At 69.6% G+C, this 26977-nt stretch carries 1 protein-coding gene; it reads right to left on the reverse strand.

Annotated features, from left to right (window positions below; genetic code table 11):
• Positions 1 to 37: 37 nt before the first annotated feature.
• The gene (locus G9373_RS22065) at positions 38 to 26824 is read right to left on the reverse strand and encodes a non-ribosomal peptide synthase/polyketide synthase (RefSeq protein ID WP_167116769.1); all 26787 of its coding nucleotides are present in this window, start codon (positions 26822 to 26824) and stop codon (positions 38 to 40) included.
• Between the last annotated feature and the right edge of the window lie 153 nt (positions 26825 to 26977).

The following is a 26977-nucleotide window of genomic DNA, read 5'->3' on the forward strand; positions in this document are numbered from 1 at the left end:
ATGCAATGGACGGCGGGCCCGCCGCAACGAAATCGGGTCAATGCGTGCTCAGATAATCCTCGAGGACCGGCCCCACCACGGCCAGGACCTCGGGTTCGATCATCTGGTTGTGCTCGCACTCGATCTTCACTTCCCGGATGCCTCCGGTGACGGAACTCCGCCACTCCTCGGGTGAATGCTGGTCCGTCGACGCCGATCCGGCGGCGGTGAAGAACAGCAGATCCCCGTCGAACACCTGCGGACGGAAGTTGTTCATGATCCGCGAGGAGTTCGTGAATCCGGCGCTGATCCGCTCGAGGTGCTGCGGCGTCAGTCCCGTCTTCTGCCCGAATGCGTCGTCCAGCAACTCGACCGCGCGCTCGTAGGTGAGTTCCTCTCCGGAGACGGACTCGAGGTCCAGTCCGAGCCCGTGGAGCAACTCGGACACGGTGAGACTCTCCGGGCCCTGGTCGGTCCCGTTCGTCACGTAGCTGTCCATGACGGCCAGCGTGTCGACCGCCTCGCCTTCCCGCCGCAGTTCGACGGCCATCGCGTGGGCGATGACGCCGCCGAGCGACCAGCCCAGCAGGTGGTAGGGCCCGTGCGCCTGGACCTTGCGCATCTCCAGCACGTACTGGTGCGCCAGCTGCTCGATCGACTCGAAGCTCGGGCCGCCGCTGATGATCGGCAACTGCAGGCCGAACGCCGGCCGGTCCTGCGAGAGGTGCTGCAGGAGTCCCGCATAACCCCACGACAGGCCGATGCCGGGATGGATGCAGAACAGGGGCGGCTTCTCCCCTGTCGGCCGCAGCGGGATGACCACACCGAGCGCCTCGTCCACCGGCGACCCGGCCGCGTTCTCGGTGTCGACCCGCAGTGCCAGGCCCGCGGGTGTCGGGTCCAGGAACATCGACTGCAACGGGATCTGCCGTCCGAGGCGTTCCTGCAGCACCGTGATCACCCGGGTGGCGACGATCGAGTTGCCGCCGAGGTCGAAGAAACTGTCGGCGGTGCCGACCCGGTCGACGCCCAGCACCTCGGCGAAGGCCTCGACGATGATCCTCTCGGTCGCCGTCGTCGGGGCCCGGAAGGCCGCGCCGGTGGTGCCGAACTCGGGCGCGGGCAGCGCCTTGCGGTCGAGTTTGCCGACCGGGGTCATCGGGATCTGATCGAGGACGACCACGGCCGACGGGACCATGTGCGCGGGCAGGCGGTCGGCGGCGTGGGTACGCAACTCCGCCGGCTCGAGATCGTGTCCCTCGGCCGCCCGCACGTACGACGCGAGGAGCGTGTCCCCGGACGGTCCGGTGTGTCCGATGGTGGCTGCGAACGCGACCGCGGGGTGGCGGGCGAGGACGGCGTCGATCTCACCGAGTTCGATGCGGAATCCGCGGACCTTCACCTGGAAGTCGGTGCGGCCGATGTACTCGATGGTGTGGTCGCCGCGCCAGCGCACCACGTCGCCGGTGCGGTACATCCGGCGACCGGGCTCTCCGAAGGGGCAGGCGACGAACCGCTCCGACGTCAGCGCCGACCGGTTGTGGTACCCGCGTGCCAGTCCGGGTCCGGTGATGTACAGCTCGCCGGGCACACCCACCGGGACGGGCTGCAGGCGTTCGTCGAGGACCAGCGAACCGAATCCCAGCGCGGGTGCGCCGATGTTCACGACGCCACCCGGACGCATCGGGGCGCTGACGCTCGCCTGGATGGTGGTCTCCGTGGGCCCGTACCCGTTGTGCATGTTGCGGTGCTTGCCCCAGATCTCCACCAGTTCCGGCGGGCAGGCCTCACCGGCCACCGCGAGGACGCGGAGCGATTCGAGTCCCACGTCCTCGATGGACGACAGCGCGGTGGGTGTGATGAACGCGTGCGTCACCGCGTTGCGCCGGAACAGGTCCGCCAGTTCCGTGCCACCGAAGACGGTGGGCGGCACGATCACGACCCGGGCCGAAGCCCCGAACGCCATCATCAGCTCGAAGATCGACGCGTCGAAGCTCGGGGACGCCAGATGCGAGACCCGCGAGTCGTGCGTGACCTGGAACCGTTCGTGTTCCTCCGCGGTGAGGTTGGCCATGCCGCGGTGAGTGACGATGACGCCCTTCGGTTTACCGGTCGATCCCGACGTGTAGATCAGGTACGCCGGATTGGCCAGATGGAGGGGGCGCGGGCGGTCGGCGTCGGTGACCGGCGCCGAGGAGACGGCCGCGACCTGCTCGGCGAACGACTCGTCGTCGAGCACCAGCCACTGCACGGTGTCCGGCAGATTGTCGCGACGATCGGCGACGGTCAGGCCGACGGACGCGCGGCAGTCGGTCAGCATGTAGTCGATGCGGTCCCGCGGGTAGGTCGGGTCGACGGGCACGAACGCCGCACCCGACTTCGCGACCGACCAGATCGACACCACTTCCTCGATCGATCGCGGCATACCGATCGCCACGAACGTCTCCGGCCCGACGCCCTGGGCGCACAGCACCCGCGCCAGCCGGTTGGACCATTCGTCGAGTTCGCGGTAGGTGACCTGCCGGTCCTCGAAGGACAACGCGATCGAATCGGGGTCGAGTGCCGCGGCGGCCGTCAGCAGGTCGGGCCACACCTCGGGGCGCACGTCGGGCTTGCCGCGCGCCGGGACCATCTCCTCGATCTCCGCGTCGTCGAGCAGCGGGAGGGTGCCGATCGACCGGTCCGGGTCGGCGGTGACGGCCGCGAGGATCCGGACGAAGCGGTCCGCGATCGAGCGTGCCGTGGCGGGGTCGAAGAGGGAGACTGCGAAGTCGAGTCCGCCGGCGACACCCGCGGGCGCGCCGTCCTGATCGAACCGCTCGGCCAGGATCACCTCGAGATCCTCTTTCACCACCTTGGTTTCGAGGTCCACGTTCTCGACCCGCAGGCCCGGCAGTTCCAGTGTCGGGTTCTCGTTGTTCTGGAATTCGAGGGCCACCTGGAACAGCGGTGAGTACGACGTGGACCGGGTCGGGTTGAGTTCCTCGACGAGCCGCTCGAACGGCAGGTCCGAGTGCTGGAACGCGGCCAGGTCGGTTTCCCGGATCCGTTGCACCAGTTCGGTGAACGTCGACGCCGGGTCGATCCGGTTCCGCAGGACCAGCGTGTTGACGAACATGCCGACCATGTCGTCCAGGGCGGCTTCACCGCGCCCGGCGACGGGGGTGCCGATGACGACGTCGTCGGTGCTGCCGAGCCGCGCGAGCAGCACGGCCAGCGCGGCGTGGACCGCCATGAACATGGTGGCGTTGTTGGCCCGGGCCAGTGCCGTCAGCCGCTGATGGATGTCGGCGTCGATCGCGAACTCGACCCGATCGCCCTCGAACGTCTGCTGGATCGGGCGCGGTCGGTCGGTCGGCAACTGGATGACATCCGGCACGCCGGCCAGCGTCTCCGACCAGAACCGCAACTGCTGGTTGATCATCGACTCGGGATCGTTCTCCGAGCCGAGTCCGGCGTGCTGCCACAGCGTGTAGTCGGCGTACTGGACGTGCAGCGGATCCCACTGCGGGCCGTCGCCGCCGAGCCGTGACGAGTACGCCACCATGACGTCGCGGGCGAGCGGCGCCAGGGAGAAGCCGTCCGCGCTGATGTGGTGCACCACGATCGTCAGCACGTGATGGTCGGGCGCAATCCGGAACAGCGCCGCCCGGACCGGCACGTCGGTGCTGACGTCGAACCCCCGGGACACCAGATCCATGATGTGCCGCGGCAGGTCGTCCGCCGCCACCGCGACGGTGTCGACCTCCGGTTGCGTATCGGCGGCGGGCAGGATCCGCTGGGTCGGTTCGCTGTCGACCGTCGGGAAGACGGTGCGCAGCGTCTCGTGACGTTCGAGGACGTCGGCCATCGCCAGCCGCAGGGCGTCCTCGTCCAGGGCCCCGGTCAGCCGGACGGCCAACGGAATGTTGTAGGCCGGTGAGGACGTGTCGAACTGGTTGAGGAACCACATCCGCTTCTGCGCCAGCGACAGCGGAATCCGGTCGGGCCGTTCGACCGGCGCGAGCGCGGGGCGGGCGCCGCCGCTCACGCTGTCGGCGACACGTGCGGCCAGGGACCGGACGTCGGGCGCCTCGAACAAGGCGCGCACACCGATGTCGGTGTCGAGGGCGTCCCGCAACCGTGCCGTGACCCGGGTGGCGACCAGCGAGTTTCCGCCGAGATCGAAGAAGTTGTCGTCGATGCCGATCCGTTCGATACCGAGGACGTCGGCGAAGATGTCCACGATCGTGCGTTCGAGATCGTTGGTCGGCGGCTGGAACTCGGTGGTGGTGACGTGGAACTCGGGCGCGGGCAGCGCCGATCGGTCCAGTTTGCCCACCGGGGTCAAGGGGATCTCGTCCAGGAACATGACGCTCGTCGGCACCATGTGCGCGGGGAGCCGGGTCGACAGGTGCGCGGTCAGCTCGGCCGGGTCGATGCCGCCGGCCGTGTTGGGCAGCAGGTAGGTCACCAGCACCGTGTCACCGGACGGGCCGGGAACACCGAGGGTCGCGGCGAAGCTGACCCCGGGGAACGTGGCGATCTCGTTGTCGATCTCGCCGAGTTCGATGCGGAATCCGCGGATCTTCACCTGGAAGTCGCTGCGGCCCACGTACTCGACGGTGTGGTCGGCACGCCACCGGACGATGTCGCCGGTGCGGTACATCCGCTCCCCCGCCTCCCCGAACGGGTTGGCGACGAACCGCTGGCTGCTCAGTTCCGGGCGGCGGTGGTAGCCGCGGGCGAGACCCGCACCGGTGATGTACAGCTCGCCGGGCACCCCGACGGGCACCGGCTGGAGACGTGAATCCAGCACGAGCTCACCGACTCCGCGGATCGGGCCGCCGAGAGTGATGGGTTCGCCCACCGTCATCGGGTCGCTGATGTTGGCCATCACCGTGGTCTCGGTGGGGCCATATGCGTTGGACAGCTGCCGGCCGGGCGCCCAGCGGGTCACCAGTTCCGGCGGGCACGCCTCGCCGCCGAACACGACGTGCTGGAACTCGTCGAGCCCCTCCGGGTCGACCGTGGACAGCGCCGCGGTGGTGACGAAGGCGTGGGTGACGTGTTCGGACCTGATCAGTTCGGCCAGTTCCGCTCCGCCGTACACCGTCGGCGGTGCGATCACCATCGTGGCGCCGACCCCGAACGCCTGCAGGTACTCGAACACCGACCCGTCGAAGCTGGGCGTCGAGAAGTGCAGTGTGCGGGACGTCTGCGCGGCGGCGAAACGCTGCCGCTGGTCCTCGGCGAAGTTGTCGAGGCCCTCGTGGGTGACCACGACGCCCTTCGGCTTGCCCGTCGAACCGGAGGTGTAGACGATGTAGGCGGCGTTGTCGAGGCTTATCGGCGACCGTCGATCCGAATCAGCCACCGGCAGAGCAGGTTTCGACTGGCAGGCCTTCTCGAACTTGGGCGAGTCGAGCTGCAGCCACGGCACCGAGTCGGGCAGCGCCTTCTCGTACGCGGCCATGGTCAGTCCGATGGTGGCACCCGAATCGGTGAGCATGTGCTCGATGCGGTCCATCGGGTAGTTCGGGTCGACGGGGACGAATGCGGCGCCCGTCTTGGCCACCGCCCACACGGCGAGGACCGACTCGATCGACCGGGGAATGCCGAGCGCCACGAACGTCTCCGGGCCGGCGCCGCGGGAGATGAGGACCCGGGCGAGCTGGTTGGAGCGTTCGTTGAGTTCCCGGTAGGAGACGTTGCGGCCCTCGAACGTCAGCGCCGTGCGGTTCGGATCCAACGCGGCGGCGTCCTCGAAGATCTGCGGCAGCGTCCGGACGGAGAACCCCGGGCGGCCGCGTACCGGCGCGAACTCGGCGAGTTCGGCCTCGGTGAGCAGTTGCATGTGGGCCAGCGGAATCTGGGGCCGGTCGGCGAGGGCGTCGAGCACCCGCTGCAGCCGGTCCGCGATCTCGTCGACCGCGCTCTCCTCGAACACCTCGGGGAGGTACTCGAACTTGAAGTTCAGCCGCGCGTCCCCGGAGGCGACGACGGCGAGCGGGTAGTGCGCGGAGTCCTTGCCGTCGATGCCGGTGACGAACATCCCGGCGATGTCGGTCTGTTCCGTCAGCCCCGCCTCGTCCACCGGGTACGACTCGAACACGGTCAGCGTGTCGAAGGCACCGCCGCCGCCGACCGCCGACTGGATGTCGGTCAGGCCCAGGTAATGATGATCGAGCAGCGCGGCCTGCTCGCTCTGCACACGTTCGAGCAGCTCACCCAGCGACTCCCACGGGTCGAGGGTCACCCGCACCGGCAGGGTGTTGATGAACAGACCCACCATCGATTCGATGCCCGCGATCTGCGGCGGCCGGCCCGAGACCGTCCCGCCGAACACTACGTCGGAGCGGCCGATCAAGCCGCCCAGCACGATTCCCCACGCCGTCTGGACGACGGTGTTGAGGGTGAGCCCGCGTTCCCGGCTCAAGTCCCGCAACCGGGTGGTCTGCTCCTCCGACAGTGTGAAGGCCGTTTCCTCCGCGACAACGGAGTGCGCCTCACCCCGCTCCAGCGGGGCCAGGAGGGTCGGCTCCTCGACCCCGTCGAGCGCGGTGCGCCAGGCGTCGAGGGAGTCCGTGGTGTCGTGGCGCTTCATCCACGACAGGTAGTCACGGTAGGAATGGACCCGCGGCAGCAGGCTGCCGTCGGCGTCCAACGCGTACAGGGTCAGCAGGTCGCGGATGACCAGCGGAGTCGACCAGCCGTCGAGCAGGATGTGGTGGTTGGTCAGGATCAGCCGGTAGTCGTCCTCGGTGAGCCGGACGAGGGCGAGGCGCAGCAACGGCGCGTTCGCCATGTCGAACTTCACCGACCGGTCCCGTGCCACGATCCGGTCGTATTCGCGGGTGGTCTCGTCGGGGTCGAGTGCCGAGAGGTCGAACTCCGACCACGGCAGTTCCACGTGCTGCTGGATGATCTGGGCGGAGGCCCCCGCACTGTCGTGGACGAACGCGGCCCGCAGGTTGGGGTGCCGCTCCAGCAGGGCCTGCCCGGCCCGGCGGATCCGGTCCGGGTCGACGTCGCCGCGCAGTTTCAGCGCCAGCTGCACCAGGTACGGGTCGACCGTGGCGTCCGAGAACTGGGCGTGGAACAGCAGCCCGGACTGCAGCGGTGACAGCGACCAGATGTCCGACAGCGCCGGGAACCTGGTCTCGAGCCGGTCGATCGCGTCCTGGTCGAGGGTGACCAGATCGAGGTCGGACGGGGTCACGCCGCCCGCGTCGGGTCGCGCGACGTGGGTGGTCAGCGCGGCCAGGGCCTGCACCCACAGGTCGGCGAGCGTGCGGACCTCGGACGGGGTGAGGACCCCGGTCGGGAACGCCCACGTGGCCCGCAGCCGGTTGCCGTCGGCCCCGGTGCCGGTGACGGCGTTGATGTCGAGCGCCGATGCCACCGGGATGTCGGAGGCCGGAATGTCGTCGAGCTTCGTGTCCGTCACCGGAACCCAGGCGTGACCGTGGATGTCGGTGGACGTCGCGCCGCCCAGCCGGCCCAGGTAGTTGAACGTGACCTGCGGCTTCGCCAGCGCCCGCAGCTGATCGGCGCTCTCCGGGTCCAAGTAGCGGAGCATGCCGTAGCCGATGCCGTGGTCCGGGATCGCGAGCAGCTGTTCCTTGATCGCCTTGATCGCGGACCCGGCGGCCTTGCCACCGGCGAACGCGTCGTCCAGGTCGATGCCCGACAGGTCGAGGCGCACCGGGAACATCGCCGTGAACCAGCCGACGGTGCGGCCCAGATCGGCGCCCGGCAGCACCTGGTCCTCGCGGCCGTGGCCTTCGAGACTGACCAGCGACTCCCGGGTGAAGTCGCCGTGGGTGCGCCGCCACTGGGCCAGTGCCAGCGCCAGCGCGGTGAGCAGTCCGTCGTTGACGCCGCCGTGGTAGGCCTCGGGGACACGGGTCAGCAGTGCGTCCGTGACGTCGGCGGGCACCTCCACCGTGACCTTCTCGACTGTCCCTGCCACGTCGATCGCGGCGTCGAGTGGACGCGATCCGATCAGCGGGTCGTCGGCTTCGAGCACCCGGCGCCACAGTTCGATCTCGTCGGCGCGGTCGCGTGTCGCCTCGACGAGTCCGTGCGACCAGCGTCGCATCGATGTGCCGACCGGCTCGAGGACCGGTTCCTGACCCGAGGAGACCTGCGCCCACGCGGTCGCCAGGTCGGGGACGAGGATCCGCCACGACACGCCGTCGACCACCAGGTGGTGGGCGACGACCAGCAGCCGTCCGCCCTCGTCGCCGGCGTCGAACCACACCATCTGCAGCATCACGCCGGCCTCGGGGTCCAGTCGTCCTGCCGCGGCATCGAGTTCCCGGGTCGCGGTCTCCGCGAATCCGGAACCGACGACCGACGCGACCTCGACCCGGTGCAGCACGTCGTCGACGTCGACCGCGCCCACGGCCTGCACCTCGATCCGCCACTGCGGCTCGGCACCGAGGAGACGCGCCCGCAGCATGTCGTGGTGATCCACGACCGCCGCGATCGTGCGCTTCAGCAGTGTCTCGTCGGCCGCGGCGGGCAGGGAGAGCAGCGCGGTCTGGGTGTAGCGGCGGAAGTCGCCACCCCGTTCGAGCAGCCACGCGGTAATCGGGGTGATCGGCATCTCGCCGATCCCGCCACCGGGCAGTTCGTCGAGCACCACCACGTCTGCGGCGCCCGCCCAGGAGGCGGCCTCGGCGAGCGCGGCAACGGTCTTGGCCTCGAACACGTCCCGCGGGGTGAGCACCACGCCCGCCGCCTTCGCGCGGGCCACCAACTGGATGGACATGATGCTGTCGCCGCCGAGTGCGAAGAACGAATCGTCCACACCCACCGATTCCAGACCGAGCACCTCGGCGAACAGACCGGCGAGGACGGTTTCCATCTCCGTGGCCGGGGCGCGGCCCGTCGACACCCGGGCCCCGAAGTCGGGTTCCGGCAGCGCGCGGCGGTCGAGTTTGCCGTTGCTCGTCAACGGCAGCGCGTCCAGCACCACGAGGGTGGCGGGCACCATGTACGAGGTGAGCTGGGTGCCGACGAATTCGAGCGCCGAGGACACCTCGACGGTGGCGCCGGATTCCGGAACCACGTAGCCGATCAGCCGGTGACCGCCGTGCCCGTCGTCGCGGGTGAGGACGACGGCCTGGGCGATGCCGCGGTACCGGAGCAGCGCGGATTCGATCTCGCCGAGTTCGATGCGGAAACCGCGGATCTTCACCTGGAAGTCGCTGCGGCCCAGGTACTCGAGCTGGCCGTCGGTGTTCCAGCGCGCCAGGTCACCCGTGCGGTACATCCGCGCCCCGGGACGGAGCGGGTCGGCCACGAACCGGGTCGAACTGAGCCCGGCCCGGCCGAGGTAACCGCGGGTCACCTGGTCACCCGAGACGTACATCTCCCCGATGGTGCCCGGGGGAACCGGGTGCAGGCGCCGGTCGAGGACGTGTACGTGCAGCCCGGCGATTCCGCGGCCGATGACGCTGGCCGACGCCGACTCGGCGAACTCGCGGTCGAGCGCCAGATAGCTGACGTGGACCGTCGTCTCGGTGATGCCGTACATGTTCACCAGGGTCGGGGCGGAGTCGTCGTGCCGGGAGTACCAGCGGCCGAGCTGTCCGAGGTCGAGAGCCTCACCACCGAAGATCACGTACCGCAGCGCCAGTGCCGCGGCGTTCACGTCGATCTCCGAGACGATGCGGTCGGTCTCGGCGAGCTGATAGAACGCGGTCGGGGTCTGGTTGAGGACGGTGACCTGCTCGTTCCGCAGGAGTTCGTGGAACATTTCCGGCGACCGCGCCGTGTAGTAGTCGACGACGACGAGTCGGCCGCCGTAGAGCAGCGGACCCCACAGCTCCCACACGGAGAAGTCGAACGCGTACGAGTGGAACATCGTCCACACGTCGTTCTCGTCGAACCCGTAGAGCGGCTGTGTGTTCGCGAACAACGTCAGCACGTTGCGGTGCGAGACGACCACGCCCTTGGGGCGGCCGGTCGACCCGGAGGTGTAGATGACGTACGCCACCGACGAGGAGTCGAGCGGTGTCACCCGGTCGGCGTCGGTGATCGTCGCGGGCGACTGATGCACGAGGTCCGCGGTGGTCTCGGGGTCGTCGAGCAGGATCGCCGGGGTCTCCGAGTCGGGCAGGGCGGAGACGTCTCCCGTGGTGGTGATGACACAGTTCGGTGCGGCGTCCTCGAACACGAACGCCAGCCGGTCCGCCGGGTAGGTGATGTCGACGGGCAGGTAGCCGCCGCCGGTCTTGATCACCGCGAGCAGAGCGATGATCAGATCGCAGGTGCGTGGGAGTGCCACGGCCACCAGCATTTCCGGCCCCACTCCCTGGGCGATGAGCAGGCGGGCCAGCCGGTTCGACCGGGCGTCGAGCTCGGCGTAGGTCAGTGCCACGTCCTCCGACGTCACGGCTGTGGCGCCGGGGAACCGGGCCACGCTCTGCGCGAAGCGGTCTGCGAGGGTGTCGGTGCCCGCGTCGAGTCCGGCGGTGTTCCATTCGGTCGCCATCGCCGACCGCTCGGCGGCGTCGGTGATCACGATGTCACCGACCGGGGCGTGCGGGTCGGAGGTGACGGCGCCGAGGATGCGCAGGAACCGGTCGGCGAACGTGCGGACGGTGCCGGCGTCGAACAGATCGGTGGCGAAGATGAACGACGCGGCGATACCCGACGCCACCCCGTCCGCGTCGAATCCTTCCTCGACGCTGAGCTGCAGGTCGAACTTGGCGACCTCCAGATCGAAATCGACGGCGGCCGCGGTCAGTTCTGGGAGCTCGAGCCGCGGTGTCTCGTTGTTCCGGAACTCGAGCAGCGCCTGGAACAGCGGCGAGTGCGCGGTGGAGCGCTCCGGCGCGAGGACGTCGACGAGCCGCTCGAACGGCAGGTCCGAATGGTGGAACGCGGCGAGGTCGGTGGCCCGCACCTGATCCATCAGGGCACCGAAACCCTCCGCCGGGTCGACGGCGCTCCGCAGCACCAGGGTGTTGACGAACATGCCGACCATGTCGTCGAGTGCCGCGTCACCACGGCCCGCGATGGGTGTGCCGACCGCGATGTCCTCGGTGGACGACAGCGCGGACAGCAGCACCGACAGGGCCGCGTGGACGGCCATGAACATGGTGGAGTTGTGCTTGCGCGCCAACGCCGCCAGCGCCCGGTGCACGTCCGCCGGAATCGTGAAGTCGACCTGCGCGCCGCGGAACGACTGCTGGACCGGTCGCGCCCGGTCGGTCGGCAGCTGCAGGAGTTCGGGCAGGTCGGCCAGCTGATCCGTCCAGTACCGGAGTTGCTGGGAGATCAGCGATTCGGCGTCGCTCTCGTCGCCCAGCAATTGGAGCTGCCACAGCGTGTAGTCGGCGTACTGCACCGACAGCGGGTTCCACTGCGGCGCGCTCCCCGCGATGCGGGCCGCGTACGCGGTCATGACGTCCCGGGCGAGCGGGGTGAGCGAGAACCCGTCGGCGCAGATGTGGTGCACCACGATCACGAGCACGTGATCGTCGGGGGCGAGTGCGAACAGCGCCGACCGCATCGGCACGTCGGCCGTCACGTCGAAGCCGGCGGTCGCGAGACCGGCGATGTGCCCCCGGAGTTCGTGCTCGGACACCTCGACGATCTCGAGGTTCGGCGTCCACTGACCGGGTGAGAGCACCACCTGGGTCGGTTCGCCGTCGTGGGACGGGAACACGGTCCGCAACGATTCGTGGCGGACGAAGACGTCCGTCACCGCTGCACGCAGCGACTCCACGTCCAGGTGACCGGTCAGCCGCACCGCCAGGGGGATGTTGTAGGCCGCCGACGACGTGTCGAACTGGTTGAGGAACCACATCCTCTTCTGCGCCAGCGACACCGGCACGTGCGCGGGCCGCGGCACCGGGCCGAGCGGGATCCGGACGTGGGCGCCGTCCTGCGCGGGTGCGAATGCCGTCGACTCGATGAGGCGGGCCAGCTGATGGATCGTCGGTGCCTCGAACAGGGTGCGGACGCCGATGTCGGTGTCCAGTTCCGCGGTCAGGCGTGCGGCGACACGGGTTGCGATCAGCGAGTTTCCGCCGATGTCGAAGAAGTTGTCGTCGATGCCGACTCGTTCGATTCCCAGGACCGTCGTGATGACGTCGGCGATCGTGTGTTCGAGGACCGTCGACGGCGGGCGGAAGTCGTCCGACGTGGGCAGGAACTGCGGTTCGGGCAGCCCGGCCCGATCGAGCTTGCCGACCGGGGTCAGCGGGATCTCGTCGAGGATCATGATGCTCGACGGCACCATGTGCGCGGGCAGCAGGTTCGCCGTCCACTCCTTCAGTTCCGGCGGTTCGAGTGCCGACCCGGTCTCCGGCAGCACGTAGGACACGAGCACGGTGTCGCCGGCGGGGCCGGGGCGCCCGAGTGTGACGGCGAACGACACGGACGGATGCGCGGCGAGTGCGCTGTCGATGTCGCCGAGCTCGATGCGGAAGCCGCGGATCTTCACCTGGAAGTCGGTGCGGCCCAGGTATTCGACCGTGTGATCGGACCGCCACCGCGCGAGGTCGCCGGTGCGGTACATCCGGTCGCCCGGTCCGCCGTAGGGGTTGGCGACGAACCGCTCGCTGGTCAGCCCGGCGCGTGCATGGTAGCCGCGGGCCAGGCCCTCACCGGAGATGTAGAGCTCGCCGGCGACGCCGACGGAGACCGGTTGCAGCCGCGAGTCGAGAATCACCTCGGAGACGCCGCGGACGGGGGCACCGATGGTGACCGTCTCCCCCACCTGCAGGTGGTCGCTGAGGTTGCTCATGATCGTGGTCTCGGTGGGACCGTAGCCGTTGTACATGGTGCGGCCCGGTGCCCAGCGGGTCACCAGTTCCGGAGGAACCGCCTCACCGCCGGCGACCACGTTCTGGAACACCTCGAGCCCCTCGGGGTCCACGGAGGCCAGCGCCGCGGGGGTGACGAACCCGTGGGTGACGCTCTCGGTGCGGATCAGCTCCGCGAGTTCCTCGCCGCCGTACACGGACGGCGGCACGATCACCATGGTCGCGCCGACGGCGAACGACAGGAGGTATTCGAGGACGGAAGCGTCGAAGCTCGGTGAGGAGAAGTGCAACGCCCGCGACGTCGAATCCGTCGCGTAGCGGGTCCGCTGCTCCTCGGCGAAGTTGTCGAGACCGCGGTGGCTGACCACCACGCCCTTCGGTTTGCCGGTGGAACCGGACGTGTAGATGACGTACGCGGGGTGTGCGAAGCGCAGGGGCGCGACGCGGTCGTCGTCGGTCACGGTGTCGGTGGACATCGCCAGAATGGCGGCGTCGGTGTCGGGGTCGTCGAGGGTCAGCCAGCTGACCGTGTCCGGGAGCCGGCCGTGGTCGGCGTCCAGGCGGAGACCGAACGTGCACCCGGAATCCGTGACCATGTGCTCGACCCGCTCGCGCGGGTAGGTCGGATCGACCGGAACGAACGCCGCGCCGGTCTTGGTGATCGACCAGACCGCGAGGACCGATTCGATGGACCGTGAGATACCCAGGGCCACGATGTCTTCCGGTCCGACGCCGCGGTCGATGAGCAGGCGCGCGAGCTGGTTGGACCGTTCGTCGAGTTCCCGGTAGGACATCCGGCGGTCGCCGAACACGAGGGCGGTGGCGTCGCCCGAGGTCGCGGCCGTGTCGGTGAACATCTGCGGCAGTGTGCGCACGGAGCGGCCGGGCACGCCGCGGGCCGGAACCAGTTCGGCTTCCTCTGCCTCGGTGAGCAGGCGCAGCTGCGCGAGCTTCATCCCGGGGTGCTCGGCGAGCGCGATCAGTGCCCGGATGATCCGGTCGCCGATCCGCTCGACGTCGGCCCGGTCGAACAGTTCCTCGACGTACTCGAGCTTCAGCTGCAGATTCTCGTGCGCCGAGGCGATCAGCGCGAGCGGGTAGTGGGCGGCGTTCGCGCTGTCGTGCACGTCGAGGACGTGCATGCCGGCGATGTCGGTCTGATCGGTCAGCCCCTCCCGGTCGACGGGATACGACTCGAACACCGTCAGCGTGTCGAAACCGGTACCGGGACCGGCCACCGACTGGATGTCCGTCAATCCGACGTAATGGTGGTCCAGCAGCGCGGCTTGCTCGCCCTGAATGCGTTCGAGCAACTCCCCCAGCGTTTCCCGCGGATCGAGAACCACCCGCACCGGCAGGGTGTTGATGAACAGACCCACCATCGACTCGATTCCGGCGATCTGCGGAGGTCGACCCGACACCGTCCCACCGAAGACCACATCGGAGCGGCCGACCAAGCCGCCCAGCACGATTCCCCACGCGGTGCGGATCAGGGTGCTGAGGGTCAGACCGTGCTCGCGTGCGAGCACACTCAGCTGATCGGTGCGGTCGACGTCGAGTTCGACGAGCAGTTGACCGGACTGCGTGTCGCTCTGCACCGACGCGTCGGCCGGGGCGAGCAGCGTCGGCTCCTCCACCCCGGCGAGGGCACGCTGCCACACACCGAGCGAGTCCTCGGTGCTGCGGTGCGACATCCAGGCGAGGTAGTCGCGGTACGGGTGCACCCGCGGCAGCGCCGTGGCGTCACCTTCCGTGGCGTACAGGGTCAGGAGGTCGCGGATCAGGAGCGGCATCGACCAGCCGTCGAGCAGGATGTGGTGATTGGTGACGATCAGGCGCTGCTCGTCCCCACCGATCTGGATCAGCATGAACCGCAACAGCGGCGGGGTGGCCATGTCGAACCCGCGGCGCCGGTCGGCGTCGAGGAGTCGCACGATCTCGGCTTCGCGGCTCTCCGCGTCGAGACCGGACAGGTCGATCTCGGTCCAGGGCAGTTCCGCATACCCGTGGATCGCCTGGACGGGGGTGCCGCCCTCGTCGTAGACGAACGACGCCCGCAGGTTCGCGTGCCGGTCGAGCAGGGCCTGCCCGGCCACCCGCATGCGGGACGGCACGGCACCGCGCAGTTCGAGTGTCACCTGCACGGTGTACGAGTCGATCGTCTGATCGGCCAGCAGTGCGTGGAAGAGCAGTCCGGACTGCAGCGGCGACAGCGACCAGATGTCGGACAGCGCCGGGAAGCGCGATTCGATGCGATCGATGGCGTCCTGGTCGAGGCTCACCAGTTCGAGGTCGGACGGGGTCACGCCGCCGGCGTCGGGGCGGGCCGCGTACGTCGTGAGCGCGGTGAGCGCCCGGACCCACAGTTCGGCGAGTTCCCGGACCTCGGCGACGGTCAGGACACCGGCCGCGTACGCCCAGGTGGCGCGCAGCTGAGGCCGGTCGTCCACCTCGGTGGTGACCGCGTTGACGTCGATGGCCGAGGTGACCGGGGTGTCGAGGTCCTGCGCGCGGTCCATGTCGACTTCACCGGTCGGCGTCCAGCCGGCGCGGGTGGCCGCCTCGGACAGGTCGGCGGCGAAGCGTCCCAGGTAGTTGAAACTGATCTGCGGCAGCGAGCGGGCCGCGAGCAGCGGTCCGGTGTCGGCGTTGAGGTACCGCAGCATGCCGTAACCCATGCCGTGGTCCGGGATCGCGAGCAGCTGCTCCTTGATCGCCTTGATCGCGGACCCGGCGGCCTTGCCACCGGCGAACGCGTCGTCGAGGTCGATGCCCGACAGGTCGAGACGCACCGGGAACATCGCCGTGAACCAGCCGACGGTGCGGCCCAGATCAGCGCCCGGCACGACCTGGTCTTCACGGCCGTGCCCCTCGAGGCTCACCAGGGTGCCCTCGACGGACCTGCCGTGCAGGGTGTGGCCGCGGGAGCGCCGCCACTGGGTGACCGCCATCGCCAACGCGGTGAGCAGTCCGTCGTTCACGCTGCCGTGGATCGCCTCCGGTAGAGCCGTGAGGACGGCCTCGCTGACCTCGGCGGGCAGCTGGACCGTGACGCGGCCGACGGTCGCGTTGACGTCGATGTCGGGGTCGAGCGGACGGCTGCCGACGAGCGGGTCCTCGCAGTCGAGGATGCGCTGCCACAGGTCCAGTTCGCCTGCCCGGTTCGCCGCCTCGTCGACCAGTCCGTGCGCCCACCGGCGCATGGACGTGCCGACCTGTTCGAGGACCGGTTCCTGGCCTGCCGAGATCTGCGCCCACGCGGTCGCGAGGTCGGGGACGAGGATGCGCCACGACACACCGTCGACCACGAGGTGATGCGCGACGACGAGCAGGCGACCGCCGGATTCCCCGGCGTCGAACCACACCACCTGCACCATGACGCCGGCCGCGGGATCGAGGCGGTCCAGCGCGGCGTCGAGTTCCGCGATCACGGTCGCCGCGAACGCCCGGGTTCCCGGGGCCGTGGACACGGCGACCCGGCGGATCAGGTCCTGCGCGTCGACCGCACCGACCGGGCGGACGGCGAGGTGCGAGTCCTCGGCGGAGACGATCAGCTGCGCGCGCAGCATGTCGTGCCGGTCGAGGACGGCCTGGAACGTGGCGATCAGAGGTTCGAGTTCGCGGAGGTTCGGCGGTGCGGTCAGCAGCGCGGACTGCGACATCCGGTTGAACTCGCCGCCCCGTTCGAGCAGCCACTTCGTGATCGGGGTGGTCGGCATGTCGCCGACTCCGCCACCGGGCAGCTCGTCGAGCACGACGATGTCAGCGGCGCCCACCCACGACGCCACCGCGGCGAGACCGGCAACGGTCTTGGCCTCGAACACGTCCCGCGGGGTCAGCACCACACCCGCCGCCTTCGCGCGGGCCACCAACTGGATCGACATGATGCTGTCGCCGCCGAGGGCGAAGAACGAGTCCTCGACACCGGCGGTTTCCAGACCGAGGACCTCGGCGAACAGTCCGGCGAGCACCTCTTCCATCTCCGACACCGGCGCGCGGCCGGTCGATACCCGGGCCCCGAAGTCCGGCTCGGGCAGCGCGCGGCGGTCCAGCTTGCCCGCGGGAGTGAGCGGCAACTCGTCGAGGACGATCAGTGCGGACGGCACCATGTACGGGGCGAGGAATCCGCCGACGAAATCGAGGACCGCCTCCGGGTCGAGTTCCGCGCCCGCCGTGGGGACGAGGTACCCGACGAGCCGGTTGGCGCCGGTGCTGCCCATGTGCGCGGACACCACCGAACGGGCGACTCCCGGGTAGCGGGTGAGGGCGGTCTCGATCTCGCCGAGCTCGATGCGGAAACCGCGTATCTTCACCTGGAAGTCGCTGCGGCCCAGGTACTCGAGCTGACCGTCACCGTTCCAGCGCGCCAGGTCTCCGGTCCGGTACATGCGGGCGCCGAGGCCCCCGTACGGGTTGGCGACGAAACGCTCCGCCGTCGTGCCCACCCGGTCCTTGTAGCCGCGGGCCAGACCGGAACCGGTGACATACAGCTCGCCGGTCACCCCGTTGGGCACCGGGTGCAGGCGTGAATCGAGCACCATCTCCCCGGTTCCCATCGGCGGACGGCCGATGGTGACGCCCTCACCGGGAAGCATCGGTCCCGTCACGCTCGACACGACCGTCGCCTCGGTGGGGCCGTAGGCGTTGAACATCCGCCTGCCCCCGGTCACCCACTGCGCCACCAGCTCCGGCGGGCAGACGTCGCCGCCGGTGGCGACGCACTCGAGCTGGTCGAGGCCCGCGGGGTCCACCGACGCCATGGCGGCGGGGGTGATGAACGCGTGCGTGACCCGGCCCTCCCGGAGCACGTCGGCGAGTTCGGTGCCGCCGATGACGGACGCCGGAGCGATCACCATGGTCGCGCCGGAGCCGACCGCCAGCAGCAGTTCCAGGATCGACGCGTCGAAGCTCGGCGACGAGAAGTGCAGCGTGCGCGACCGCGGGGTGACCCCGAAGCGGACGCGTTCATCGGTCGCGAAGTTCGCCAGGCCGCGGTGGGTGACGACGACACCCTTCGGGGTGCCGGTGGACCCGGACGTGTAGATCAGGTACGCCGGGTTCTCCAGCGCGAGCGGGTGTGTCCGGTCGGCGTCCGTGACGACCGCGGCGGAGTGCGCACTCACCTCGTCGTCGAATCCGGGTGCGTCGACCACGACGTAGGACGTGCAGTCCGGCAGCGTGGGACGGAACTCGGCGACGGTGAGCGCGAGCGCCGCACCGGAGTCGCTGAGCATGTGGACGATCCGGTCGGTCGGGTAGTTCGGGTCGACCGGGACGAACGCGGCACCGGTCTTGGCGACCGCCCACAGTGACAGGACCGACTCCGGCGACCGCGCCAGCGCCAGCGCGACCACCGATTCGGGGCCGATGCCGCGCCCGATCAGCAAGCGGGCGAGACGGTTCGACTGCTCGTCGAGTTCGCGGTACGTCACCTCGCTGCCCTCGTAGGACAGCGCGGCCGCCTTGGGATCCACGGAGGCCGCGGCCGCGAGCAGTTCGGGCAGGGTCCGCGGTTCGGCGTCGGGCCCGTCCATCACCGGGGTGAGCGCCGCACGTTCGGACGCCACCATCAGGTCGATGTCACCGACAGCCATGCCCGGCTCGGACGTCACCGCGTCGAAGATCCGCTGCAGGTAGTCGGCGAAACCGGCGATCGTGGACGCGTCGAACAGGCTCGACGCGTACGTGAAGGCCGCGGAGATCCCGGCGGGCTCTCCCGACACCCCGAATTCCTCGGTGAGGGTGAGTTGCAGGTCGAAGTTGGAGATGTCGGTGGCCAGGTCGAGGCCGGTGACGGTCAACCCGGGCAGCTCCAGCCGCGGCCGCTCGTTGTTGCGGAACTCGAGCACCACCTGGAACAGCGGCGAATGCGACGTCGCGCGTTCGGGCGAGATCGCATCGACCAGTCGCTCGAACGGCAGATCGGCGTGGTGGAAGGCGCTCAGGTCGGTGTCGCGGACCGTGGACAGCAGGTCGGTGAACGTGTCGGCCGGTTCGACCGGGGTGCGCAGCACCAGGGTGTTGACGAACATGCCGACCATGTCGTCCAGGGCGGCGTCACCACGACCGGCGATGGGGGTACCCACCGACACGTCGTCCGTGTCGCCCAGCCGGGCCAGCAGCACGGCCAGCGCCGCGTGGACGGCCATGAACACACTCGAATTGTGTTCGCGGGCAGTCGTGATCAATCGGCCGTGCACCTGTGGGTCGATACTGAACGAGTGGATGCCGCCGCGCATCGACTGCTGCGTGGGGCGGGGGCGGTCCGTCGGCAGCGCGAGCAGTTCCGGAAGCCCGGCGAGCGTGTGCGTCCAGTAGTCGAGCTGGGCGGCCAGCAGGCTGTCGGGGTCGTCGGCGTTGCCGAGTACCCGGTGCTGCCAGAGTGCGAAGTCGGCGTACTGCACCGGCAGCGGCGTCCAGTCCGGTGCCTGTCCCCCGGTGCGGGCCACATAGGCGGTCATCACGTCCCGGGCGAGCGGGGCCATGGAGAAGCCGTCGGCGCTGATGTGGTGGACGACGATGACGAGAACGTGCTCGCCGGGATCGGTCCGGAACAGGGCGGCGCGCACCGGCACCGACACCGTGACGTCGAAACCGGCGCCCGCCAGTCGCGAGATGTGCTCGGGCAGTTCGGCTTCCGTTGTCACTATCGGCGACAGATCGGGCACCACGTCCTCGGTCGGCAGGATCACCTGGACGGGTTCGCCCTCCACCATCGGGAACCGGGTGCGCAGCGACTCGTGCCGGTCCATCACGTCGGCGACGGCGTCCTGCATCGCGTCCTCGTCGAGGTCACCCGTCAACCGCACCGCGAGCGCGATGTTGTAGGCCGGGGAGTCGAGGTCGAACTGGTTGATGAACCACATGCGCTTCTGCGCCAGCGAGACCGGCAGTCGGTCGGGGCGCACCCCGGCCACCAGCGGCGGGCGTTCGGCGCCCTGCACGGCCTCGGATTCGATCCGGGTGGCGAGGGTCGCGACGGTCGGGGCGTCGAAGATCTCCCGGACCCCGATCCGGCTGCCCAGCGCGGCATTGACCCGCGCCACCAGCCGGGTGGCCACCAATGAGTTGCCGCCGAGGTCGAAGAAGCTGTCGTGCACGCCGATACGGGGTGCGTCGAGCAGATCCGCGAAGATCGACGCGAGGATCTCCTCGATCGGGTTGCGCGGGGTGACGAATTCGGCGGACGGGCTGAGGAATTCCGGTTCGGGCAGTGCGCCCCGGTCCAACTTGCCGGTGGCCCCGAGCGGGAACCGGTCGAGGACGATGATCCGGGTCGGCACCATGTAGGCGGGCAGCGCCTCCGCCGCCGCGTCGCGCACGACGGCGGTGTCGATGTCGGCGCCTGCCACGGGGATCACGTAGCCGACGAGGCTTTCGCCGGTGGCCTCGCTGCGATGCACGGTCACGACGGCCTGCGCCACCGACGGGTGCGCCAGCACCGCCGCCTCGACCTCGCCGAGTTCGATGCGCTGACCGCGGAGCTTGACCTGGAAGTCGCGGCGGCCGATGTATTCGATGTTGCCGTCGGCACGCCAGCGGACGACGTCGCCGGTGCGGTACATCCGCTGTCCCGGCGCGCCGAACGGGTTCGCCACGAACCGGTCCGACGTCAGATCGCTGCGCCCGACGTACCCGCGGGCCAGCTGGGTGCCGGCCAGGTACAGCTCGCCGTGCACCCCGACCGGCACCGGGTGCAGCCGGGAGTCGAGGACGTACACCTGCGTGTTCCACACGGGCGCGCCGATCGGGACCGAGGCCCGGTCGCCTTCCGTGCACTCCCAGTAGGTGACGTCGACGGCGGCCTCCGTCGGGCCGTACAGGTTGTGCAGCGCCGCGGAACCGAATTCCCGGAATGCGTCGGCGGTGGCGGGCGGGAGCGCCTCACCGCTGCAGAACACCTGACGCAGCGAACCGCAGAGTTCCGGTTCGGCGCCCGCCGTGAACACCGCCAGCATCGACGGCACGAAGTGCATGGTGGTGACCTGGTGGTCGGCGATGATGTGGGACAGGTACGTCGGGTCGCGGTGTCCGTCCGGCGCGGCGAGGACGAGTCGCGCACCGACCTCGAGCGGCCAGAACAGTTCCCACACGGACACGTCGAACGTGACGGGGGTCTTCTGCAGCACCACGTCCGTGTGGTCCATCCGGTACGTGTCCTGCATCCACAGCAACCGGTTCACGATTGCGCGGTGGCTGACGGCGACACCCTTGGGCCGGCCCGTCGATCCGGACGTGTAGATCACGTAGGCGGTCGAATCGGGGTGGATCGGACCGCCCCGCTCGGCGTCGGTGATCGGGGTGCTCGGCCGCCGGGACAGGTTCAGGGTGTCGATCTCGATCACGGACGCACCGGCCGCGCCGTCGACGCCCTCGCACCGGTCGCGGGAGGCGGTGAGAACGCATGCGGGTTCGGCACTCTCGATCACGTAGGCGATCCGCGACGCCGGGTGGTCGGGGTCGAGCGGAACGTATGCCGCCCCGGTCTTCTCCACCGCGTAGATCGCGATCATCAGCTCGAGCGAACGGCGCAGGGCGACGGCGACCCGGGATTCGGGTCCGACGCCGCGCGCGAGGAGTTCGCGGGCCAGCCGGTTGGCGCGGGCATCGAATTCCGCGTACAGCAGTTCCTCTTCGGCGAACACCACGGCGACGGCGTCCGGGGTCCGTGCCACCTGCGCCTCGAACAGGCTGACCAGGGTCGCCGAGTCCGGTACGGCGACGTCGGTGTCGATCCACTGCTCGAGCATCCGGTGGGTCTCGTCCGCGCCGATCAGGTCGATGTCGCCGACCTTCGCGTCCGAACCGGCGGTGATGGTCTCGAGCAGGGTGACGAAGCGTTCGGCCAGCGCCGTCATCGTCGGCGGGTCGAACAGTTCCGACGCGTACGAGAATTGGACGTCGATCGCACCCGGGGCGCCGGATTCCTCGGTGTGCTCGGTGAGGATGACCTGCAGGTCGAACTTGGCGGCACCGGTCTCGAGGGCCTCGACCTCCACGTCGAGGCCGGGCAGCTCGAGCCGCGTGTTCGCGAATCCCTGCAGCACCAGCATCACCTGGAACAGCGGTGAATGCGCCTCGGAGCGGGTCGGCTTCAGTTCGTCGACGAGCCGCTCGTACGGCAGATCGGTGTTGCTGAACGCCTCCAGATCCACGGAGCGGGTGTGCGAGAGGATCTCGGGGAAGCTGCGATCGGGGTCGACGGTGGTGCGCAGGACGACGGTGTTGACGAACATGCCGACGACGTCGTCGAGTTGCCGTTCGCCACGCCCGGAGACCGGGGATCCGATCGACACGTCGGACGACCCGCTCGACCGGGACAGCAGGACCGCGAGGGCGGCGTGCACCACCATGAACAGGCTGGCGTCGTTGGCGCCTGCGATCTCGAGCAGCGCGGCGTGGATGCGCGCCGGGATGGAGAAGTCGGCGGTGGCGCCGATCATCGACTGCCGGGCCGGGCGCGGCCGATCGGTCGGCAGATCCATGACCTCGGGGGCGCCGTCGAGGGTGCGGGCCCAGAACGCCAGCTGCCGGGCGAGGAGGCTCGTCGGATCGTCTGGGGAACCGAGCAGCTCGCGCTGCCACACCGCGAAGTCGGCGTACTGCACCTCGAGCGGCGCCCACTGCGGCGTGTCGCCTGCGGCACGGGCGTGGTAGGCGACCATCACGTCCCGGGTCAGCGGTGTCATCGACAGGCCGTCGGCGGCGATGTGATGCACCACGAAGACCAGCACGTGATCGTCGGTCGCGGTGCGGTAGAGCTCCGCCCGGATCGGCGGTTCGACGGTGACGTCGAACCCCGCTGCGGCGTCGGCGATCAGGCGGGATTCGAGCTCGTACTCGGCCACCTCGACCGCGTCGAGGGGCGGGCTCACCTCCGCGACCGGCAGAACCACCTGGATGGGACCGTTGGGGGTGTTCGGGAACACCGTCCGCAGCGACTCGTGCCGGGTGAGGACGTCACTCACCGCGGTCCGCAGCGCCTCCACGTCGAGCGTGCCGCGCAGCCGGATACCGACGGGAATGTTGTATGCGGGCGAGGCGGTGTCGAGCTGGTTGATGAACCACATCCGCTGCTGCGCCAGCGACACCTGCACCGGGCCGGACCCCGCCCGCGGAGCGAGCACGGGCCGGGCGGAGGTGCGGGGCCCGAGAGCGTCCACGCGGGCACTGAGCAATGCGACGCTGGGCGCCTCGAACAGATCGAGCACCCCGATCTCCGTGCTCAGCGCCGCGTTGACCCGGGACACCACGCGGGTCGCGACGAGGGAGTCGCCGCCCAGGTCGAAGAAGCTGTCGTCGACACCGATGCGCTCGACTCCCAGAAGCGCCGCGAACACCTCCGCGATCTGCATCTCGGTGGGTGTCACCGGCGCCCGGTAGACAGTGGAGGTGGCCTCGAACTGCGGCTCCGGCAACGCCTTCCGGTCGAGTTTGCCCGCCGGGGTCAGCGGGACCTCGCGGAGCACCATCACCCGGGCGGGCACCATGTGCGCGGGCAGCGCTGCTGCGGCGTGTTCGAGGATGTCGCCGACGACGACGTCCGTCCCGTCCTCGGGGAGCACGTACGTCACCAGCACCGTGTCGCCGGACGGTGCGGTCCGTCCGACCGTGGTCGCGAACGCGACACTCGGGTGCGAGCGGACGACGGCGTCGATCTCGCCGAGTTCGATGCGGAAACCGCGGATCTTCACCTGGAAGTCGGTGCGGCCCAGGTATTCCAGCTGACCGGCGGCGTTCCACCGCGCCAGGTCGCCGGTGCGGTACATCCGCTCGCCCGGCGCACCGTGGGGGTCGGCGACGAACCGTTCGGCCGTCGGGATCGACCGATTGTGGTACCCACGTGCCACACCGTCGCCGGTGATGTACAGCTCGCCGGGGACCCCTCTCGGGACGGGGTGCAACCGCGAATCGAGCACCAGCAGACCGCAACCGCGGGACGGGCGGCCGATCGTCACCGGTTCACCGACCGTCAACGGTCCTGCCACGCTCGCGACGACGGTGGCCTCGGTCGGTCCGTATGCGTTGAACATGACCCGTCCCGGCGCCCACTGTGCCACCAGCGCAGGCGGACAGCTCTCGCCACCGGTGACGACGCACCGGAGGTGGTCGAGTCCGGTGGGATCGACGGATGCCAGCGCGGCCGGGGTGACGAACGCGTGCGTGACCCGTTCGCGGCGCAACAGGTCCGCGAGTTCGGTGCCGCCATACACCGTCGCCGGTGCCACCACCATCGTGGCGCCGGCACCCACGGCGAGAAGCAGTTCCAGGATGGACGCGTCGAAACTCGGTGAGGAGAAGTGCAGGGTGCGGGCCCCCACGGTCACGTCGAACCGCTGCCGCTCGTCTTCGGCGAAATTCGCCAGGCCGGCGTGGGTGACGACGACGCCCTTGGGTGTGCCGGTGGAGCCGGACGTGTAGATCAGGTAGGCCGGATCCGCGGTCCGCAACGGGCGGAGACGATCGGCGTCGGTGACCGCGCCGGCCGCGTGCTTCGGCAGGTCCCGGGCGAACGACGCGTCGTCCATCACGAGCCACGGCGTGGTCTCGGGCAGCGACGACCGGTGCGCCGCCACGGTGAGACCGACGACCGCACCGGAATCGGTGAGCATGTGCTCGATGCGGTCGGCCGGATAGTTCGGGTCGACCGGGACGAACGCGGCCCCGGACTTCGCGACTGCCCAGGTGGCCAGCACCGACTCGATCGACCGCGCGATCGCCAGCGCCACAACAGAACCCGGCCCCACTCCGTGGCCGATCAGCATGCGGGCGAGACGATCCGACTGATCGTCGAGTTCGGGGTAGGTCAGCGTGCGTCCCTGGTAGACGAGGGCGTCCCTGTCGCCGCCCGCCTCCGCGGCGCGCGCGAGCAGCGCGGGAAGCGTGCGGGGCTCCACCGAGGGCTCGTCACGGACCGGCGCGAGTTCCGCGTACTCGACCTGTTCGAGGAGGTCGATGTCCCCGACCGGTGCGGCGGGGTCCGCCGTCACCGCCTGCAGGATGCGGACGAAGCGCGCGGCGAGCGCCTCCGCGCTGTCACGGTCCCACACGTCCGTGGCGAACCGCAGGCGGCCGTTGATGCCGCCCGTCTCGGATTCGGTGAGGGAGAACACCAGATCCAGTCCCAGGGCCCGATGTTCGCGCTGGATCGGGCTGACCGTCACGTCCCCGGACGTGTCGTGCGGCTGCCCGCCGTCGGTGAATTCGAGCATCACCTGGAACAGCGGCGAGTGCGACGGATCGGATTCGGCCCCGAGGGCGGCAACGAGATCGTCGAAGGGCAGCGCCGCATGCGAAAACGCGGCCCGGTCGGCGTCCCGGACACGGCTCAGGTGGTCGACGAACGACGATGCGACATCCACCTGCGACCGCAGAACGGTCTTGTTGAAGAATGCTCCGGCTTCCGGGTCGTCGGAATCGGACGCCTCGCGCCCGACGATCGGCGTTCCGATCACGACGTCGTCGGTGTCGCCCAGCCGGCCCAGCAGGACCGCGAGCGCGGCGTGCAGCGTGGTGAAGATCCCGGTGCCCGCCTCCTCTGCCAGCTGCGCCGCGCGGCGCTGCACGTCGCCGTCGACGGCGAACCCGACGACCTCGCCCGCCCCGAGCCGCTCGGTCGGGCGGGGCCGGTCCAGCGGCAGTGCCGTCACCTCCGGCAGGCCCACCAACTCCCGCTTCCAGAACGCGAGCTGGGCCTCCCGCTCGAGGAACCGCGCGCCGAGGCGTGCGCTCTCGGCGTGGATGTCGGCGGTCCGCGTCTGCGGCTCGGCCGTGACGAACTCCTCGACCAGCTCCACGAACCTGCGGTGGTGTGCGCGCAACTCCTCCGAGCCGTACCGGTTGGGGTTGCCGCGGAAATCGAGGAGCGTCTGGCCGTCACCGCTCTGATAGATGTTGACCAGCAGGTCGTCCACCGGGCCCGACGTCACGATGTGGTACTCGCCCGTGACCGTGCCCAGCGTGAACGCCTGATGGAACAGCATGACGTTCACCATCGGACCGGCGAGGCCCTCCGCGGTGCCGGCGAGTCCGGCATCGCGGCGGATGTCCTCGAGACTGCACCGCTGATGGCGCAGCGCACCCATCAGCTCGAGCTGCGTCCGCTGCACGAGCTCGGCCACCGTGTCCTCCGGGCGGACGGTGATCCGCAGCGGGGCGACGTTGACGAGCATGCCACCGGACCGCTGCAAGGGCGCCGTGGTGCGCGCCGACACCGGCAGGTTGATGAGCACGTCCCGCTTGCCCGTCATACGGGACAGGTAACAGGCGAACCCGGCGAGCAGGACGGCCGCCGACGTGGCGCCGACCCGCTGATCCGACTCTCCGAGGAAACCCAGTGCGGTTTCGGAGATCTTCGCGCTCTCGAGCCGGCTCTTCGCCGCCGCGGGCGCATCGTGGGTGGCGAGTGTCGAACCGTGCTCGATGCCGACAATGCGTTCGGCCCAGTACAACCGGTCGTTCTCGAATCGGCTCGACGCCCGGTACTTCTGGTCCAACTCGTAGAGGTCGCGCAGATCCAGCGCACGGTTCGGTTCCGGTTCGGTGCCCTCGACCGCCGCGGTGTACAGTGCCGCGATCCGGTTCACCATGGTCATACCGCTGTACCCGTCGAGCGCGACATGGTGAATCCTGGTGTACCACAAGTAGTGCTGATCGCCGACCTGCAGGACGGTCATCTCGACGAGTCGGTCCCGGGTGAGCCGCAGCGGCGTCGCGTAATCCTCGTCGATCCACACCTGCGCGGCGGCCATCGGGTCCGACTCGCCCCGGAAGTCGAGGAAGCCGATCGACGGGTCGATGCTGAAATCGACCGCCTGGTAGGGCTCCCCGTCGACGTCCAGCAGTCGCAGGAACGGCGACTGGAACTCCTGACCGGCCCGCACCGCAGCATCGCTCAACAGGTCCAGGTCGATCTCGCCCCGCAACTCGATGTACTGGGCGATGAACTTGGGAACCGTCGGGCTCAGTTGCTGGGCAAACCACATGCTCCGTTGCACCGAGGAGAGCGGGAAGGCCCCTTCGGGAACGTTCACATCTTCGGCGCCGTTATTCGGCTGCGGCGAATTCACACTCGTCATCGCGTTCCCCCAGCGGGTAGAAGACCTTGGATGCGCAAGTCCTGCGCGTGAGACGGACCAACCGACGCCGGTCTCCCACGCTGTACTGATCGTGCTGTACGCGTGGGCCCGGTGTGCGTCGATTCGTGATGTTCGTTTCGGAATCGCCATCGA

Source organism: Rhodococcus sp. A14 (assembly GCF_011603105.1).
GTDB classification, from domain to species: Bacteria; Actinomycetota; Actinomycetes; order Mycobacteriales; family Mycobacteriaceae; genus Rhodococcus_F; species Rhodococcus_F opacus.

Bases quoted from the DNA above. Each gene is read 5' to 3' on its own strand.
- G9373_RS22065 (WP_167116769.1), bottom strand. From the start codon at position 26,824: ATGACGAGTGTGAATTCGCCGCAGCCGAATAACGGCGCCGAAGATGTG.